Origin of the sequence: Streptococcus sp. 3109, from assembly GCF_013276905.1 — a bacterium.
Taxonomy (GTDB): domain Bacteria; phylum Bacillota; class Bacilli; order Lactobacillales; family Streptococcaceae; genus Streptococcus.
Window position 1 is genome coordinate 79,053 of sequence record NZ_VMLY01000007.1, and the last position, 18,391, is coordinate 97,443.

Sequence of the window (18,391 nt, forward strand, 5' to 3'; positions counted from 1 at the left end):
TGATTACTTATTTTGATTATCCATCTGATTTTAAGGAGTAGCTGAACTTGTTTTAGGTTTGTAGATTGAAATCTTGACCCTTGTCTTATTGAGGTCTACCTTTTCACCTGCTCTAGGACTTTGTTCAACAACCATGCCTTCTGCACTACCTGCAGGCGCTGTCGTCACTTCTACCACTTCTATATTGGCTTCCTTAATCCCAACAATTTGAATCAAATTATTCTTAGTAAACTCCAAGCTGGAACCAATGTAACTCGGCATGGCAACACTTGTAACTTTTTTAGCTACTGTCAAGACGATTTGAGTAGGTTTACTCAAATCATAAGGAACACCTGCACCTGGACTTTGTTTCATAATCGTTCCTGGTTCGCTTTCGCTGGACTCTTCTTCCTCTATCTTAATCAAATTCTCAGGAACCTTCTTCTGCTTGAGTTCTGAGATTACTTCTGTAGAGTTCCGTCCAATATAGTTCCCTAATTGAATCGTCGTAGCTTTTTTAGCTACTGTCAAGACGATTTGAGTTGCCTTGCTCAAGTCATAGGTCGTACCTTCTGGTAGACTTTGCTTCATGACCGTTCCAGCCTCACTCTCCTTGGACTCTTCTTCCTCAATTTTAATCAAATTATCTGGAACTTTTTTCTCTTTTAATTCCGCGATAACATCAGAAGATTTCCGACCGACATAATTACTAATTTGGAAGGATTGTTTGCCTGATGAGACAACCAAATTGATTTTCGTTCCTTCTTTTCGACCAGTTCCAGCGCCAGGATCTGTACGGATAATCCGCCCTTCTTCCACCTTTTCACTAGCCTCTGACTTCTCCTCGCCGATCTCAAAATTGGCTTTCTTGAGCGTTTCCTTGGCTTCCGCAACTGTCTGACCTGCCACATTTGGAATGGCAATGGTTGCAGGAGTTCTGGATAGTATCCAAATAAGAGAAGCTGCCACCAATACAAGGCTGGTCAAAAAAATCAGGTAACGCATCTTAAATCTACGTTTTTTCGGTGCTTGTGGTTGGTAAGCTTCCTCTGTCACAGCCTGACTTGTTTTTTTGATTGGTTTGTGTTCTGTCTGCGCTTGAACCTTAGGAATAGATGTCAAGGTACTCTGGGATACTTTTGGTAGAGTCTTGGTGTCCGCCTTAGTCGCATCGTCAAAGACCAGCTTTGGTTCATTACGACGATTATAAGACAAACTACTAGACAAGTCCACATACATTTCAGCTACTGATTTGTAGCGATCTGTCAATTTCTTAGCAGTTGCCTTGATAACAACATTCTCCAAAGCCTGAGGCACAGATGGATTTTCAGCTATAACCGATGGCAGTGGTTTCTGGAAATGCTGGAGGGCGATGGTCACTGCACTATCCCCATCGTAAGGAATATGACCTGTCAGCATCTCATAGAAAATAATCCCCATGGCATAGATATCACTTTGTACAGTCGCCTTTGAACCACGCGCCTGCTCTGGGGACAAGTAATGCACCGAACCCAGCATAGAGTTAGTCTGAGTCAGACTCGTCTCAGCAAAGGCTACTGCAATCCCAAAGTCTGTAACCTTGACAGTCCCATCTGGTGTCAAGAGGATGTTTTGAGGTTTCAAGTCCCTGTGAACAATTCCTCTGGTATGGGCCAAGCGCATGGCGAGAAGAATTTGTCCCATGATACGGACGGCTTCTTCATTAGAAAGAGGATAGTGTTCCTTGATATAGCGTTTAAGGTCAAGTCCAGCAACATACTCCATTGCAAGATACTGTTGACCGTCTTCCTCACCAATATCTGTTATCCGAACGATATGAGGATGGTCTAAATCTGCCATAGCTCTCGCTTCACGCTGAAAACGAGCTACAGCTATCGGGTCTGTCTGGTAGTTGGTTCTCAGAACCTTCACTGCCACTTCTTCCCCATCTAAGATTAAGTCTTTGGCTAGGTAGACATCCGCCATACCTCCTCGACCAATCTGTTTGACAATCCGATAGCGTCCGGCAAAAATCTTGCCGATTTGGATCATTCTGCATCCTCCTCGTTCATAGAAACAAGGGCAACCGTAATGTTGTCTAAACCTCCTGCATTGTTAGCAAAACGAACAAGTGTCTCCGTTTTATCTGCTAAAGGAATATCACTGGTTACAATATCACGAATCTCACTGCCTGAAATCATGTTGGTCAAGCCGTCACTATTGAGCAAGAGATAGTCACCTGACTCAAGGATAACTGTCCCAAAATCAGGCTGAATTTCATCTTTTTGCCCAATAGACTGGGTGATAATATTTTTTTGCGGATGAGCTTCTGCCTCTTCTGGTGTCAATTGACCAGCCTTGAGCAATTCATTAACCAAAGAATGGTCGCTCGTCAACTGATGGTATTCTTCTCCACGAATCAAGCCGATACGCGAATCACCAATATGAGCATAGATAGCCTGATTATCAATAATAGCAAGGACTTCCAAAGTAGTTCCCATGCCTCTGTAAGCTTCATCCTGACCAAGCTGGTGAATCTTTTGATTTTCAATTTCTAGGTAATGGGCGAACCATTCACGCACTTCATTGACTGTATCGATTTGGGTATCGACCCAAGCTATACCTAGGTCTGTTACCGCCATTTCACTAGCGATATTCCCTGCGCGATGACCTCCCATCCCATCAGCTAAAATAATCATGGTACGTCCAGCTCTATTGACATAGTGGTTGACATAGTCTTGGTTATTTGTCCGTTTCTGACCAACATCTGTTAATAATGAAATTTCCATGTGTCAGTTCCTTCCTAATCCGATATCTTGCGAAATTGACTGATGAAGAATCCATCACTTCCATACAATTCAGGTGTAATGAGGATACAGCCGTCTTTCATGATATCCTTACATTCATGTTCTAGCTTTACCTGCTCGAACTCAGGATGACTTTCTAAAAACGCTTCAACGACTTGAAAATTCTCCTCTGAGACAATAGTACAGGTACTATAAGTTATTATACCACCTTTGCCTAGTGTTTGACAAACACTACCTAATATTTCTAGCTGAATTTCCTGTAATGACGCGAAATCTGCCGTTTCTTTATTGTATTTGATGTCTGGTTTTCGGCGCAAAAGACCGATTCCTGAACAAGGAGCATCCACCAAAATCTTATCAAAGGAATTCTGACCAAAAAACTCATGCACCTTTCTGGCATCTAATTTTTGCCTTTGAACCCGATCTGCAACTCCTAAACGTTGGGCATTTTCTTGGATTAAATCCAACTTGTGGTCGTACAAGTCCAGAGCAGTGACCTGACCTATCGTGAGATAAGAGGCTATATGGGCTGTTTTTCCACCCGGAGCCGCACAGGCATCAAGCACTCGTTCATCACCTTTTAAATCAAGCGTCGGAGCAACCAATTGACTGGATTCGTCTTGGATGGTTATAGCCCCTTCTGAAAACAAATCATGGCCTGCAAAATGCCCCTGCTCCTTAACCAGACCAGAAGAAGACAAGGACGAATCACTAGCCTCCAACAAGGCTTGGATTTCCTCTTTTCGACTTAGGTCTGTTACACGAATACTGGCCTTGTTTCGCACCAAAAGGCTTTCAAAAATAGCTTGTGCTCGCTCTTCTCCGTATTCTTCCTTGAGCTTGGCAACTAGCCAAACCGGGAGAGAATAGGCAATGGAATCACGCTTGTTTTTTCGCTTGATGCTAGCAATATCTGGCCAGCCTTCACGCAAGATACGACGAAGGAGGGCATTGACCAATTTTTCACTGCCTTTTTTACGGACTTTGGCCAATTCTACTGCTTCATTGACCACAGCATGGTCTGGAATCTTATCCAAATAGCGAAGCTGGTAGGCACTCATGAGAAGCAGGACATAAAGCCAGCTGTCTAACTGGTCTCTGTCTTCGATAAAGTGGGATAGGTACCATTCCAGAGTCAGTTTACGGGTTATCGTTCCATAGACCAACTCGGTTACCAAGCCCTTGTCTGCTGCAGAGAGCTGACTCCCCTTGAGGTGTTTATTTAAGGCGATATTTGAGTATGCTTGATTGATAAAAACATCCTCTAATACTGCTAGGGCTAAACTTCTAGCCGTTTCTACTTTAGTCACCAAATCGTTCTCCTACAGTCAATGTCCGTCCAACTCCGTTGAGGAAGGAAGCGATGTCCATCTTAGGTTTACCAGCAGGCTGAACTTGTTTGAGGGATAGAGCCCCTTCTGCCGTTGCGACAATCAATTCTTTCTTGCCGATAGAGAGAATCTCTCCTGGATTTCCCTGACCTTCTACTGGTAGGGCTTCATAAATCTTAAAGCGGTCACCCTTAAGGAAAGTATGGGCAACAGGCCAGGGGTTCATGCCTCGGATTTGGTTAAAGAGTTGACGATTGGTTTTGTTCCAGTCCAGTTTTTCTTCCTCTGGCTTGATATTTGGAGAGAAGGTAACCTGACTCGGATCCTGCGGTTCCGGTTTGATTTCCCCAGCAATGTAGGCAGGCAAAGTATCCAAAAGCAAGTCACGACCAACAAGAGCTAATTTCTCAAACAAGGTTCCAACATTGTCCTCATCTGTGATAGGAATACTGCGACGAGAAATCATATCCCCTGCATCCATTTCCTTAACCATTTCCATAATGGTCACGCCAGCTTCCTCATCCCCTTGAATCAAGGCGTAATGGATAGGCGCACCACCTCGGTGTTTTGGAAGAAGGGAGGCGTGAACATTGACCGCAAAGTGCATGCTATCAAGGAGTTTACTTGGGAGAAACTGCCCAAAAGCAGCAGTCACAATTCCATCTGCTCCTAGCTGCATAATAGTTTCCATCTCTGGACTTCCAGATAGTTTTTCAGGTTGGTAGATAGGAAGTCCTGCCTCTTTGGCAGCTTGTTTAACTGGGGTTTCCTTAATCACTTTTTTACGTCCGACAGCACGGTCTGGCTGGGTCACAACGGCTAGAATTTCGTAACGGTCATCTGTCAAAAGCCCTTTTAAAACTGTTGCTGAAAAGTCGGGTGTCCCCATAAAGATTAATTTTGTCATATCTTCTCCTTCTTATAAAAATTGCTGTGGCTCATGGTCAATGCTGAGACGGAGCTCACTATTTTCCCGTTCTTGAGTCAAGGCCAGAACCTGATTTAGAGTCGGCCCCAGCTCATCTTCTAAACGGTATTTAATTAAAATCTGGTAATGATAGAGGTTGTGGGTACGAGCAATGGGTTTTGGCGTCGGCCCGAGAATCTTACTGGTTTCAGACAAACCTGACCGCAAAATGTTCATCACTTCATAAGCACGTTTGACCACCTCTTCTTCTTTCTTGTGAGAAAGGGTAATGCCAATGGTAAAATAGTAAGGTGGATAACCAAGTTGTCGTCTGATACCCATTTCATAGGCATAAAAACCTTCGTAGTCCTGATCCTTGGCAAATCGAATAGCATAGTGCTGAGGATTATAAGACTGGATTAAGACCTGACCAGCTTTTTCAGCTCGACCTGCACGGCCTGCCACCTGAGTCAGGAGCTGGAAGGTTCTTTCAGAAGAACGGAAATCAGGCAAATTCAAGGCTGTATCTGCATTAAGAACTCCTACTAGTGTCACATTGGGAAAATCCAATCCCTTGGCAATCATCTGAGTACCTAGTAAAATATCTGCTTCTCCTCGACCAAACTGATCAAGCAGAGCTTGATGACTCCCTTTCTTGCGAGTCGTATCCACATCCATGCGCAGAATGCGTGCCTGTGGAAAGAGTTCTGCCAGCTCGTCATAAGCCTTCTGAGTTCCTGTTCCATAGTAACGAATACTGCGACTCTTACAGTTAGGACAGACCTGAGGAATGTCCTTTGAAAAGCCACAATAATGGCAGTTCATGGTCTTGGTATCCATGTGCAGGGTGAGGGAAATGTCACAGTTGGGACACGTATCCACCGTCCCACACTCTCGACACATGACAAAACTAGAATAACCACGGCGATTGAGCATGAGAACCACCTGTTCTTTTTTAGCCAGACGGTCTTGAATAGCTTCTAGCAAAGGGGGCGTAAAATTTGACGTCTCGTTTTGTCCGATATAGTCTCGAAAATCAATCACTTGAACCTCAGGAATGGTAGCTAAAGGATTGGCTCGCTGGGTCAGACGTAAGTGTTGATAGACACCTTTCCCAGCTCGCGCACGGCTTTCCAGACTAGGAGTTGCAGACCCAAGCACCAGAGCCGCTTGATTATACTGGGCCCGTAAAATAGCCACCTCTCTGGCATGGTAACGGGGATTGCTGTCCTGCTTATAAGTCGCTTCATGCTCCTCATCGATAATCATAACACCTAGATTTTTCAGCGGAGCAAAGATGGCCGATCTGGCACCAACTACAACTTGGGCATCGCCGCGTTCCACCTTGCGCCATTCGTCATACTTTTCACCATTGGATAGGCCTGAGTGAAGAATGGCTACCTTGCCTCCAAAACGTGCAATAAAACGCTCTGTCATTTGCGGAGTCAAGGAAATCTCAGGCACCAGCAAAATAGCTGTTTTGCCCTTGTCCAAGGCTCCTTGGATTATTTGTAAGTAAACCTCGGTCTTCCCACTTCCTGTAATCCCTTGAAGGAGGAAGGGAGGCTGATGACTGCCAATCGCACTGACAACTGCATCACGCGCCTGTCTTTGCTCTGGATTCAACTCCAAAGGCTGACTTGCCTCAATGCCTTCAAAATAAGCAGCCGAACGTTGAACTTCCTTTTGAACTATGGTCACAGCACCTTGTTCCACAAAGAAGTTAACTTGGTCCCTCGAATAGAACTCTAGCAAACTAGCCAAGGAAGCACTCTCAGGATGAGAAAGCAAGTAATCTCTCAATTCTAACTTTTTCTTGGCACGTGCAGAAATCTCGACATCTTCTAATTGAGCAAGATTCACCTCATACCAAGACTGGGTCTTGACCTTCTTTTGATCAATTGCCTGATATTCTAGCCCAAGCAGTCCTTTTCTAGTCAAACGCATCATTTCAGCTTGCTTAGCTAAATCCAGAGAAGAAAAGGCAAGCGAATCTTCTGAACCAAACAAGCGCTCTCGGTCTTCCTGACTCAGACCTGCCATAGGATAGAGAATCTTGTCATAGCTAGAGTTCAGAAATCCCGGTAACATAGCCTTGAGGATGGAGATCTTGTAAGAGAAGACGGACTTGCGTAACTCCTCAGCCAGCCAGAGTTGTTCTTGCGTGAGAACAGGAGAAAAATCCAGCACCTCGGCAATATCTTTTAAATCTTGCTCTATCTCTTCTCCTTCTGATTGAGACTTCAAACCAAGAACAATTCCTTGAATCAGGCGATTCCCCTTACCAAAAGGCACATGTACCCGCATTCCAACTTCCAACATTCCCTCAAATTCCTCAGGAATTCTGTAACTATAGGGCTGGTCCGTCTGCATCAAGGGCACATCTACGATAATCTTAGCTAGGGTCATCTTCTCACCTCCTCCTTGTCAGTACATTCTTGCAATAGAAAAAATAAGATTGAGTCCCCCCAACCTTAAATCTTTTCACCATCTTCTTTTTCTTTAGCGATTTGCTCTTTGATTTTCTTTTCTTCTTCTTCTTTGCGGCGTTTTTCTTCTTCGATACGGCGACGCACTGCTTCACGTTTTCCTTCTGGATCTGGGTGAATTGTAACGTTTCCTGATTCGATTTCTTCTAAAGCGCGAAGAGTTGATTTTTCAGACTTGAAACCTTGAGTTGCTGGCGCACCTGCTTCCAATTCGTGGGCACGTTTTGCTTCCAAGATTACGAGTGAATATTTTGAAGGAACCTTGTCGAGCAAGGTATCAATAGAGGGTTTTAACATCATTTACTTGTACCTATTTTCTAAATTTTATCGAGTAGTTGGAGATTTTGGTAACATCTCCTGATAGTGACCAATGACACGATCCACACGGAAGTGTTCTGCTTCGATCACACGTTTGACACGCTCAGCAGCTAGGGGCACCTGATCGTTGACGATCGCATAATCATACTCACGCATGAGGGCAATTTCTTCCTTGGCTTTTTCGATTCGCTGAGCAATTACTTCTGCACTGTCTGTTCCACGTCCTACCAAACGATCTTGCAATTCATCCAAATCTGGTGGTGTCAGGAAGATAAAGACAGCATCTGGAACCTTTTTCTTGACCTGAAGAGCGCCCTGAACCTCAATTTCAAGGAAAACATCGATTCCCTTGTCCAAGGTTTCATTGACATAGGTCAGAGGAGTTCCATAGTAGTTGCCGACATATTCTGCGTATTCCAACATCTGTCCTTGACGAATCAGCTCTTCAAACTCTTCACGAGTACGGAAGAAATAGTCAACACCGTCCACTTCTCCAGGACGTTGTGCGCGTGTCGTCATCGATACAGAGTATTGAAATTGGTTTTCAGAACTCTCAAAAATCTCTCTTCTAACCGTTCCTTTTCCAACCCCTGAAGGACCAGAAAAAACGATTAGTAAGCCTCGGTCTGCCATTGTGTCTCCTTTTAGTCAGTCTGTAAAAATAAAATAAAATTTTCCTTCAGATAGTAGCATTTTACACAAACTATCCTTCTACAGTCTTTCTATCTAGTGTAACAAAAAAGCAGTAATTTTTCAACTGCTCTTTCTTATTTATTTAGCATAATCTACTGCACGAAGCTCGCGAATCACGGTTACCTTGATATTTCCTGGGTAATCGAGATTGTTTTCAATTTTCTCACGAACTTTGTGAGCCAAGATTGTGACTTTGTCGTCCTTGATTTGTCCTGGATTGACCATGATACGAATTTCACGTCCTGCTTGAAGGGCAAAGCTAGTTTGTACTCCTTCAAAGCCGTTAGCAATTTCTTCCAAATCATGAAGACGTTTGATGTAGCTTTCAAGAGACTCACTACGAGCACCTGGACGGGCTGCGCTCAAGGCATCTGCTGCAGCGACGATCACTGCAATCACGCTCTCAGCTTCAACATCGCCATGGTGGCTAGCAATCGTATTGACCACAACTGGGTGTTCCTTATACTTACGAGCCAATTCCATACCGATTTCAACGTGGCTACCTTCAACCTCACGGTCAATGGCTTTCCCGATATCGTGAAGGAAGCCAGCACGACGGGCAAGAGCCGCATTTTCACCAAGCTCACTGGCCATAATACCAGCCAACTTAGCAACCTCAATCGAATGACGCAAAACATTTTGTCCATAAGAAGTGCGGAATTGCAAACGACCCATAATCTTCATCAAGTCTGGATGAAGGTTTGGCGCACCAATCTCATAGGCAGCGGCCTCACCGTATTCACGGATTTTATTGTCGATCTCTTGACGGTTTCTCTCAACCAACTCTTCGATACGAGCTGGGTGGATACGACCATCTTTGAGCAACATTTCCATAGTCATACGGGCAATCTCACGACGAATCGGGTCAAATCCTGACAAGGTCACCACTTCTGGTGTATCGTCGATAATCACATCGACCCCTGTCAAACTTTCAAAGGTACGAATGTTACGACCTTCACGACCAATAATGCGTCCCTTCATAGTATCGTCTGGTAGATGAACTGTTGAGTTTGTTGACTCCGCTACATATTCACCAGCAATACGTTGCATAGCTTGAACCAGGATGTCCTTGGCCATTTTGTCAGAACGTTCCTTGACCTCTTGCTCAGCTTCACGAATACGGCTGGCAATCTCCTTGGTCAAGTTCTCCTCTGTCTGAGCCAAGATAATATCTCGTGCTTCTGCCTGAGACAGGGCACCAATACGCTCTAGTTCTGCTTCTTTTTGTCTTTCGACTTCCTCTAATTGCTCTTCACGCGCATCAAGGTTTTTCGCTCTATCAGAAATACTTTGTTCTTTTTGTTCAAGTGTTTGTTCTTTACTCGTCAAATTGTCGTCCTTACGGTCAAGGCTAGTAGCTCTCTCTGTCAAACGACTTTCGATTTGTTTGAGTTCTTGACGTTCTGATTTGAATTCAGCGTCCACTTCTTCACGGTATTTTCTGGCTTCTTCTTTGGCCTCCAATAGTGCTTCTTTTTTAAGAGACTTGCTTTCACGCTTAGCTTCATTAACAAGTAAATCCGCTTCACGCTCAGCTTGTCCACGTAAATTAGTTGCTTCTTGTTCAGCATTTAAAAGCATCAACTCCGCAGCTTCCTGAGATGATTTCATCTTAGCTGAGATGCTGACATATCCAATGACTAAACCAATGATGACGGCAAAAACAGCAATCGCAAGCGACATGATTTCCATGTTTTTACCTCATTTTATTGTTATTCCGAATGACATACATTCTTTTACATTCTACCATAAAAAAGTGATTTTCACAAACCTAAAATAGAATATGTTTTGGGGAAATTAGTCTGAATTTTAGGATTACACTTCTTCGGATCCCTTCAAACTTTTGAACACATCATCAATAAATATATCTGCTAATCTCTTCTTGAAAGAATCATTATTTAATAGAGCACCAAATAAATCTTGACTCTGAGAGTATCCTTCTATGAGAGCATTGTCAATCTCTTCTTCAAAAGCAAAAACGAAGTCTTCTCTGGAGTTGACACGAGCAGATTGCTTTAGTCTCGGATTCTTTTTCATCAATTCACGAATGGATACCGCTCCACTTAGACCGACTTGGTGATCAATATCCAAATCCAACTGTTCGTTAATTTCATCTAAGATTTCAGATAAACGCTTCTCCTGGTCAGTCGTAACACCTCCAGTACTTGGCTTGGTAAGTATTAACTCTGGATGATATTCCAATTCAGAAACTGACCTGAAAGAACCTGTTTGCTTATGTTTCATATAGTCCACTACGATCTTATCTGCTATTGTAAAATCATTTCCTCCAATGCGAACATCAATCATCTTGACAAGGCTTTGCAGATAATTATAACGTTCGTGCAGAACTTCATTTTGATAAGCAGTTGCCTGAATCAAGAAAGTATACATTCTAAGAAAACCTCGAATAACCTTTCGAATAGAAAGTTGTTCTTTCTCATCAAACCGTCTAACTCTATCATAACCTTGATTTAACAGAGAAACCATCTTTTGTTTTTCTCTGCTGTTTCTCTTTTCTTGGTATAAGAATTGATTAAACTCATGAACAACATCACTGTCCAAAATACCATACTCATCAATTTTCCGATCCAAGGTCAAGACATCGCTAGGTGTGACTGTATCTGCTAAAATAGTCTCACGGTAGTAGGGAGAAAAAGCTGAGCGAATATCGTCATAAGTATTTTTAAAATCAAGGATAAAGGTCTTCTTGTTGTAGCCTCTATAGATACGATTCAAACGAGACAATGTTTGCACCGCAGCAACACTTCGCAACTTTTTATCCACATACATAGCAACCAGTTTTGGTTGATCAAACCCTGTCTGATACTTATTTGCCACAATCAGGATTTGGTAGTCCTCCGTATCAAAATGATCTTTCAAATAATCTTCCTTGACCTGATTCATTTGCGACTCAGTATATTCACTACCTTGGTAATCAACCTTGCCAGAAAAGGCAATCAGGGTTCCAATACTGGTGATACTGTGGTCTTTGAAGTACTTTTGAAAGGCCAATTGATACTTAACTGCTGCCTCACGACCCGAAGTCACAATCATAGCCTTACCTTGACCACCCAATTCAGCCATAATATCATGACTGATAAAGTGATCCATGATAATTTCAACCTTTTGATTGATATTTTCATCAGATAATTCTACAAACTTTGCAATCTTACGCTTGGCAAGAGTCGTTTTTAGCTCAGGATCTTCTTCGACTGCTTTATTGAGCTTGTAATAGGTCTTATAAGTCGTATAGTTATCTAAAACATCTAGAATAAAACCTTCCTCAATAGCTTGCTTCATACTATAAACATCAAAAGGAGCTTTAGAACCATCTGCTTGTGTTGTACCAAATAGCTGTAGAGTTGTCGCCTTGGGAGTTGCAGTGAAGGCAATGATTGAGACATTGTCCTGCTTACCTGTCCGAGCAATCTCCTTCTCGATAGCGTCCGCAACACTTACTTCTTGAATCTCATCGATAGTTCCATCTTCTGTATCTGTTTCTGTCAAGACTTGACTAACCGAACTCATATAGGATCCTGTCGTTGAACTGTGAGCTTCATCAATCAGGATGGCAAATTTCTTTTTCGCAGTATTCCCTACAGACATCCAGTTAGATTGGTTGATTTGGGCAAACTTATGAATAGTCGTAGCTATGATTTTTGTATTTCCTGCAATCGCATCCGCTAAGTCACTGGAGGTTTCTTTGTCGCCCATTACCTTGACCACTCCAGGCTTGTGGGAGATTTCCTTGACCGCTTCTTGTAATTGACGGTCAACTACGATACGGTCTGTAACGATTAATACAGTATCCACAATATTTTGATTTTGTTCATCATGGAGCGATACCAAACTATGAGCCAACCATGCTATGGTATTGGTTTTACCAGAACCAGCCGAATGCTGAATCAGATAATTACTGTCAGTATGGTTGACTTTCATGTCCTCTAGGAGACGGCTAACTGCTCTTCGCTGATGGTATCTCGGGAAAATCAGGGTCTTCTTTTTATGCTTATCCATCTCAAAAAAGATAAAACTCTCTATTAACTGGAGAATACTATCCTTGGTCAAGACATCAAGCCACAAGTAGTCTGTATCGACACCATCAGGGTTGTGAGGGTTGCCACTTCCCATCTCAATACCTTCCCCTTTCCCCACATTAAAAGGTAGAAAATAGGTTTCTTGTCCTTTCAATTGCGTCGTCATATAGACTTCTAGGGTATCCACTGCAAAGGAAGCCAAGACTCCCTGTTCAAAACGGAAAAGACGATTCTTAGGATTGCGTCCCTTGAGCTGCCTGATAGCATCCTGTACAGACTGACCACTGGGATTAAACTTAAGTTCGATAGCAAATAGTGCTAATCCATTGATAAAGATAACAAGGTCAATGCGGTCGCTCTCCTCATAAACCACTTCTTCCATAACAGATAGACAATTGGCTTGGTATTGTTGAACAGTCTTTTCATTAAAACTAGTCGCAGGTTTACGATAAAGAAGACGAAGTTGTTTATTTTCAATAAAGATTCCCTCTTTTAAGGCGAATAAAAAGCCACCCTTGACGATTTCTTTATTAATCAGATTGACGATTGTCTCCTTACTCAGTTTTTTAAGGAGATAGTCCATGGTCTCCTCCTGGGTCTCCATCAGAAAATCCCACAGGAGTTCCACATCCATGGCTAATCTAGGATCGTAGCAAGTAGCGTCCCGCTGGATATAGCCATTTTTTTCTTTCAAGTCTTTGATAATCCACTGCTGGAAATCATAGCGCTCCTTTAAGCCCAAATTTGCCATAGTTTCTCACTTTCTTGATTTTAAAATTATATTATTCGATACATTCCAATCAAATTTCTATCAGTCAAATAAGGTCATTTGACCAGAAATTTCTTTATTCTTAGATTTTATACGGTGTTCAAATTCGACGACATGTTCATCATCTACAGCATAATGAGTAACTTCCAGAACTTCCCATGCACACTGCTCCTTACCAGCAATACTTTTATCAATCTTTCGTAATTTACATCTTATGAAAAAACCTGTGTTGAACGAAATAACTTTGTTTTGTGATTTTTCTAAAAAGTCCTTGTCTTTGACACTAAAACGTATTTTATCCCCTTCATACTCACCTGTCCACTTTTCTGTTACACCAGCTACTAACACAGGAGATATAATATAAACTTTAGCATCGTAAATAACTGTCTCACTAGTCTGATTATTAGAAATGTAATTATCAAATTCGCCACTACCTATATTACTGGTTACTTTTCCTTCTTGTGTTATCTCGATTTCTGAAATCTCTTTATCAATTTTATTTGCTTTAAAAAAAGCATTTTTGTACTTAGCAAGGCTAGAAAATTCTTCAATGTATATCTTTGCCTGCTCTAGTGTCAGATCTCCCTTATTTATTTTTTCTTGTAAATCAAGTACTAATTTTTCACGATCTAACGTTGTACTTTTAGGTTCTTGAACTTGTTGAAAAAAAGCAGTAAGACTTATTGAAATAATAGACGTAATACCAGCTATAAAAATTTTGTCTAGATTCTTTTTCCATAAAATTTTAAACTCCGATTTAAAACTGCCTTTATCTCTCGCCAATGCTCTAATTTCAATTGAGAGACCAAATTGATTGGTTATTTCATATAAAAAATCAGCTAAATTTTGTTCAGATTTTAATAGTGTCTTAGCATCTAACTCATGTTTTTTAGAATCCTCAAAAATCCATCGAATAGAATAACTATATTCTCCTATTTCTGTATCCATTACACCCTCCTCTTCCCTGTCACATAATCATAAATAAGAGTTTGTCGTTGTTTATCAATATTTTCAATTTGATTTTGTTTGATTTCAATCATTGCCTGAATTCGCTTAATTTCACAATCTAAATAATTAGAAATATTATGTTGTTCGGTAGATGAAGGTATTGATACCATAAAATTCGATAACATAGGCATTCGTATAGAATCTACAGTTGATTTTGCTTCCCCTAATGATACTTCATTTTTTAAATTAATTGATACATAGTAAAATAAAAATTTACTTTCAATATTTTTAAAATTTGATAAAATATACACTCTTTGATGAGCAGTAAATTTCCCCTTATAATAATGGAAAACTTTCCCTACTCCTACCCCATCACCAGCTGTTAAAATAGCCTCTGTATCATGAGTATATGTCGGAAGTTTTTCAACATTTTGAGATCTAACAAAGAAAGGATATCCTTCGCTCTCTACAGTCCTATCTTGAGTGTTACTTGTTCCAGTTGAAATTTCTACCAAATATTTTAATCGTTTCACTCCCCACCCTTCAGGCACCTCTCCAATCCAGTCGATACTCGAATCTTTCATTGGGACTGTTTTATCCAGTCCTTTTGTGACAGTCTCATAAATCAAGCTAGAGCGGTAATCTTTGAGCTTTTGAATCTGCTCCTCCAGTAATGCTTTAGCTTTATCTAACTGGGCGGTTTTCTTATCTAGAAAATCAGCAATTTTTTGTTGTTCATTTTTTTGAGGAAATGTAAAAGTGAATTCATCAAATACATTTTGATACAAATGTAAAATGGTGCTAGCCCCTGAATTTGTATAGTTAAACCACATCCAAAATTCATCTGATAATAAAACATAGTATAAAAATTTTCTATCAATCTCATCAATTGTTTGGATTCTTAACACACCACTATTTAACGAAGCTTTATCATCAAGCCCTGAAATAATAGCTACTTTACCTACCGTACCATCTTTCGTAATTAGTAAGTCACCATTTTCAACTTGAATCTGTGAAGCTTCTGACCAACGTTTTTCATCAATATGTACAGCTGTTTCAAAATTAATTGTTCCATTGTGAAAGTCAGTTCCAGTAATTAAATATGGTCCTTCTTCTTTATATTCAGCTGATGTTAATCCTTGCCAACCAATTCTACCATTAAGCTGTGTTGTGAATTTTATTTTAGAAATCTCCCACTCTTCTGGTATCTGTCCGATCCAGTCAATGCCACTCTCTTTCATCCTAGTCATGTTTTAGTTCCTCCAAGAGAGTCTGTAGTTCTGCTTCCAAGTCATAGAACTCTGCCAATAACTTCTCAGCACTCTCTGGTGCTTGGTAGTGATAGAAATAGCGGGTAAAAGGAATCTCGGCTCCATAGCCCTTTTCCTCATCAAACCAGTAGTGGGCGTCAGGTACATGGGGATAGACCTCACGCGCAAAGTAGGTTTCCACATCCTCTGTCAGCTTAACGATTTCACTGTCCTTGGTGGTCTTATCATAGACAATCCCATCGGCAATCTCATTTGCCTTGTCTTTCCTCTTGGTTCGGATAACTTCTGCTGTTTTGTCCATTTCACTCATAGCTAAGGCTAGCGCATTGACATTGGCAGGCGTAAGCTTAAACTCTCCCAGCAAGTCCTTGATGACTTGGGCAAAGTTCTCAAAGTTAGGATAGGTCTTATCAGAGCTTCCCTTAGCAAGAGCTGTCAGGATAGCTTCTTGCTTGATCTTACCAGCTACAAGATCCTGTAATTTTTTCTCATCCTTGGCTGAACGTGGTTCCATCTCTAGCAATTCTTGATACTTGTATTCATCAAATAGTTTAGCTAGGAAAGGAACACTTTTCGCTTTCTCAATTGTTTCTTCACTTATATGGCCACGACGTTGCAGAGGTTGCATAACTGTAAACTCTCGATAGAGAAACTCTTGATTGTCAAAGATTTTTACATGGTCATTTTCTTGAAAATCATCGTACCAGTGAAGGATCTGACGGATATTATCTTGGGACAACTCACGGCGTTTTTGACCTAGAGATTTACGTAGAGGAATAAACTCCTCCGTCGCATCGATAAACTGAACCTTGTTCTGGCGCTCAGGAGACTTGTTTTTATTATAAATCCAGATATAAATCCCAATTCCTGTGTTATAGAAAAATTGACCTGGAAGGGCGACTATAGCTTCTAGCAAATCATTCTCAAGGATATAACGGCGAATCTGACTTTCTCCCGATGACGTCCCACCTGAAAAGAGGGGAGACCCATTTGAAATGATGGCTGCACGGCCATTTTCTTCTAATTTTGCAAGAGCATGAAGATGGAAGAGTAGTTGAGCATCTCCAGTTCCTGGAGTCGCAACAAAACGACCTTGACGACCTTCTGTTTTATCAAAGAGTTGATGATCTTTCTTAACTGCATCCTCAACCCCATCATCCGCATCCTTACCACCCCAAGCTTGACCAAAGGGAGGGTTAGCGATGACAAAGCTCATCTTAGTATCTGGGAAAGGATCTGGATCTTTTAAGGTATCCACCTTCACAAAATAATCAGAGTCTTCCTGACGAATTAGCATATCTGCACGACCAATCCCAAAGGTTTCAGGCAAAACTTCCTGACCAAAGAGACGGACAGTGGCTCCCGTATTCAACTGACGGATATAGCTTTTAGCTGTAGCCAGCATTCCCCCAGTTCCAGCGGCCATGTCTAGTATTTTCAACTCTTTTTTATCAACAAAAAGTTCTTCGTCTGCCTCAATCAAGAGTAGGTTGACCATCAGAGCGATAACTTCACGAGGGGTATAGTGAGACCCCGCTTCCTCATTTTCAGAAAATCGGCGGATGATATCCTCAAACATGTATCCCATACGCATAGAATCAACTGAACTTGGAGACAAATCAATTTGAGAGAACTTTTTAATAACCGTGAAAAGACGACCACTCTGGGCTAGGGTACGGACTTGCTCTTTAAATTTTAGGTTTTCAATGATGTCCTTGACACGATAGGAATAGCCATCCAGATAGGCTAGAAAATTCTCCTCGATTGCATTTGGATCGTTTTGAAGATTTGCCAACGTAAAAGGACTAACATTGTAGTAACGATAGCCTGAAAGTTTCTCCAACACTTTCTCAGGTGTATTGGGATTTGCTTTGTATTGTGCTACCACCTGATCCTTGGTTGGCAGCAAGGCAGCTTCTAAACGAGTCAGGACAAACATTGGAATGATGACATCGCGATACTTATCTGCTCGATAAGCTCCTCTAAGGGTGTTAGCGATAGACCAAACCGTATTGACATCATTAGAAATTTGGATGTCATTTGCTTGGAATAGTGGTAATTTTTCTTTGAAATTAGACATTTACTTCCCCTGTTTTTATTATTAACAATTCTCTTCATTATACCACAAAATACGAGTTATAAAGCGTATTCAAGGGTAAAGATAGAAGTTCATATACTAAATTTCTTTACTGAGTTTTTGTCTTTTGTACTAGGGCTTCTGTCATTTTCCAAAAAACTTTATCTTAAACTTACTAATAAAAATTTAAAAAATAAAAAGCCTACTTCGCAGTAGACTTAGTAATGATCTTTAAAGGACAAGAAAGCCACGCTATCTCCATCCATCATATAAATCAAGCGATTTTCTGCGTCGATACGACGTGACCAGGCTCCTTGGTAGTCATACTTGAGTGGTTCTGGCTTACCTATTCCTGTAAAGGGATCACGTTGAATATCCTTGACTAGTTTGTTTATTCGTTTTAGGGTTTTCTTATCCTGATTTTGCCAGTAGCAATAATCAACCCAGGCATCTTCTGTAAACTTGAGCAGCATTCCTCACTCCTCAATAACATGGACTTGAGTGCTTCCAGCACGGACTTGAGCCATTCCTCGCAAAACCTTGTCTGATAACTCCTTATTTTGAGCGATTCTCAGGGTTTCCTGAATACTGTCCCATTCGCTCTTTGAAAGAACTACAATGTCCTCATCTGGATTTTTGTTAACCACCGTTAAAGGCTCAAATTCATCATTGACCTTCTTCATGTAGTCTTTTAAATGATTTCGGAATGTTGAGTAAAGAACTGCTTCCATAACCATACCTCGTTTTACCTCTTTTCCACTATTATACACAAAAAGAAAGAAATTG

The 18,391-nt window shown here is 41.2% G+C and carries 14 protein-coding genes; all 14 read right to left on the reverse strand.

Translation table 11 applies throughout. The features are described from left to right. Nucleotides 1-30 precede the first annotated feature (30 nt). Entirely contained in the window at nucleotides 31-2,010 is a 1,980-nt protein-coding gene (stkP, locus tag HT698_RS04670; protein ID WP_173219897.1) for a serine/threonine-protein kinase StkP, read from the reverse strand. Then, nucleotides 2,007-2,747 carry a Stp1/IreP family PP2C-type Ser/Thr phosphatase gene (locus HT698_RS04675; protein ID WP_000406237.1) on the reverse strand — a complete coding sequence of 247 codons (741 nt, stop codon included), beginning with the start codon at nucleotides 2,745-2,747 and terminating at the stop codon, nucleotides 2,007-2,009. Before HT698_RS04675 ends, stkP begins: the two co-directional genes overlap by 4 nt. A gap of 14 nt (nucleotides 2,748-2,761) precedes the next feature. Beyond that, on the reverse strand, nucleotides 2,762-4,075 hold the full coding sequence (gene rsmB, locus HT698_RS04680; RefSeq protein WP_173219900.1) for a 16S rRNA (cytosine(967)-C(5))-methyltransferase RsmB: 1,314 nt from the start codon (nucleotides 4,073-4,075) through the stop codon (nucleotides 2,762-2,764). Next, entirely contained in the window at nucleotides 4,068-5,003 is a 936-nt protein-coding gene (fmt, locus tag HT698_RS04685; RefSeq protein WP_173219903.1) for a methionyl-tRNA formyltransferase, read from the reverse strand. Before fmt ends, rsmB begins: the two co-directional genes overlap by 8 nt. Before the next feature lie 12 nt (nucleotides 5,004-5,015). Then, the gene (locus HT698_RS04690) at nucleotides 5,016-7,412 is read right to left on the reverse strand and encodes a primosomal protein N' (RefSeq protein WP_173219906.1); all 2,397 of its coding nucleotides are present in this window, start codon (nucleotides 7,410-7,412) and stop codon (nucleotides 5,016-5,018) included. Nucleotides 7,413-7,477: 65 nt separating this feature from the next. After that, nucleotides 7,478-7,792 carry a DNA-directed RNA polymerase subunit omega gene (gene rpoZ, locus HT698_RS04695; protein WP_000979235.1) on the reverse strand — a complete coding sequence of 105 codons (315 nt, stop codon included), beginning with the start codon at nucleotides 7,790-7,792 and terminating at the stop codon, nucleotides 7,478-7,480. A gap of 24 nt (nucleotides 7,793-7,816) precedes the next feature. Continuing rightward, nucleotides 7,817-8,443 (reverse strand): guanylate kinase, encoded by a 627-nt coding sequence (gmk, locus tag HT698_RS04700; RefSeq protein ID WP_000775041.1) that lies wholly within the window; start codon nucleotides 8,441-8,443, stop codon nucleotides 7,817-7,819. Nucleotides 8,444-8,581: 138 nt separating this feature from the next. After that, entirely contained in the window at nucleotides 8,582-10,195 is a 1,614-nt protein-coding gene (locus HT698_RS04705) for a ribonuclease Y (RefSeq protein WP_173249593.1), read from the reverse strand. Nucleotides 10,196-10,318: 123 nt separating this feature from the next. Further along, a complete protein-coding gene (locus HT698_RS04710; protein ID WP_173219912.1) occupies nucleotides 10,319-13,291 on the reverse strand; it encodes a DEAD/DEAH box helicase family protein in 2,973 nt (990 codons plus the stop codon). Between the two features lie 60 nt (nucleotides 13,292-13,351). Further along, nucleotides 13,352-14,257 (reverse strand): hypothetical protein, encoded by a 906-nt coding sequence (locus HT698_RS04715; protein ID WP_173219914.1) that lies wholly within the window; start codon nucleotides 14,255-14,257, stop codon nucleotides 13,352-13,354. After that, on the reverse strand, nucleotides 14,257-15,507 hold the full coding sequence (locus tag HT698_RS04720; protein WP_173219917.1) for a restriction endonuclease subunit S: 1,251 nt from the start codon (nucleotides 15,505-15,507) through the stop codon (nucleotides 14,257-14,259). Before HT698_RS04720 ends, HT698_RS04715 begins: the two co-directional genes overlap by 1 nt. Continuing rightward, nucleotides 15,500-17,608 carry a class I SAM-dependent DNA methyltransferase gene (locus HT698_RS04725; protein ID WP_173219920.1) on the reverse strand — a complete coding sequence of 703 codons (2,109 nt, stop codon included), beginning with the start codon at nucleotides 17,606-17,608 and terminating at the stop codon, nucleotides 15,500-15,502. The genes HT698_RS04720 and HT698_RS04725 overlap by 8 nt, the downstream gene beginning before the upstream one ends. A 215-nt stretch (nucleotides 17,609-17,823) precedes the next feature. Beyond that, the gene (locus tag HT698_RS04730; RefSeq protein WP_173219923.1) at nucleotides 17,824-18,078 is read right to left on the reverse strand and encodes a Txe/YoeB family addiction module toxin; all 255 of its coding nucleotides are present in this window, start codon (nucleotides 18,076-18,078) and stop codon (nucleotides 17,824-17,826) included. Between the two features lie 3 nt (nucleotides 18,079-18,081). Next, complete coding sequence (locus HT698_RS04735; RefSeq protein ID WP_000388572.1) at nucleotides 18,082-18,336, reverse strand: type II toxin-antitoxin system Phd/YefM family antitoxin; 255 nt, start codon at nucleotides 18,334-18,336, stop codon at nucleotides 18,082-18,084. Between the last annotated feature and the right edge of the window lie 55 nt (nucleotides 18,337-18,391).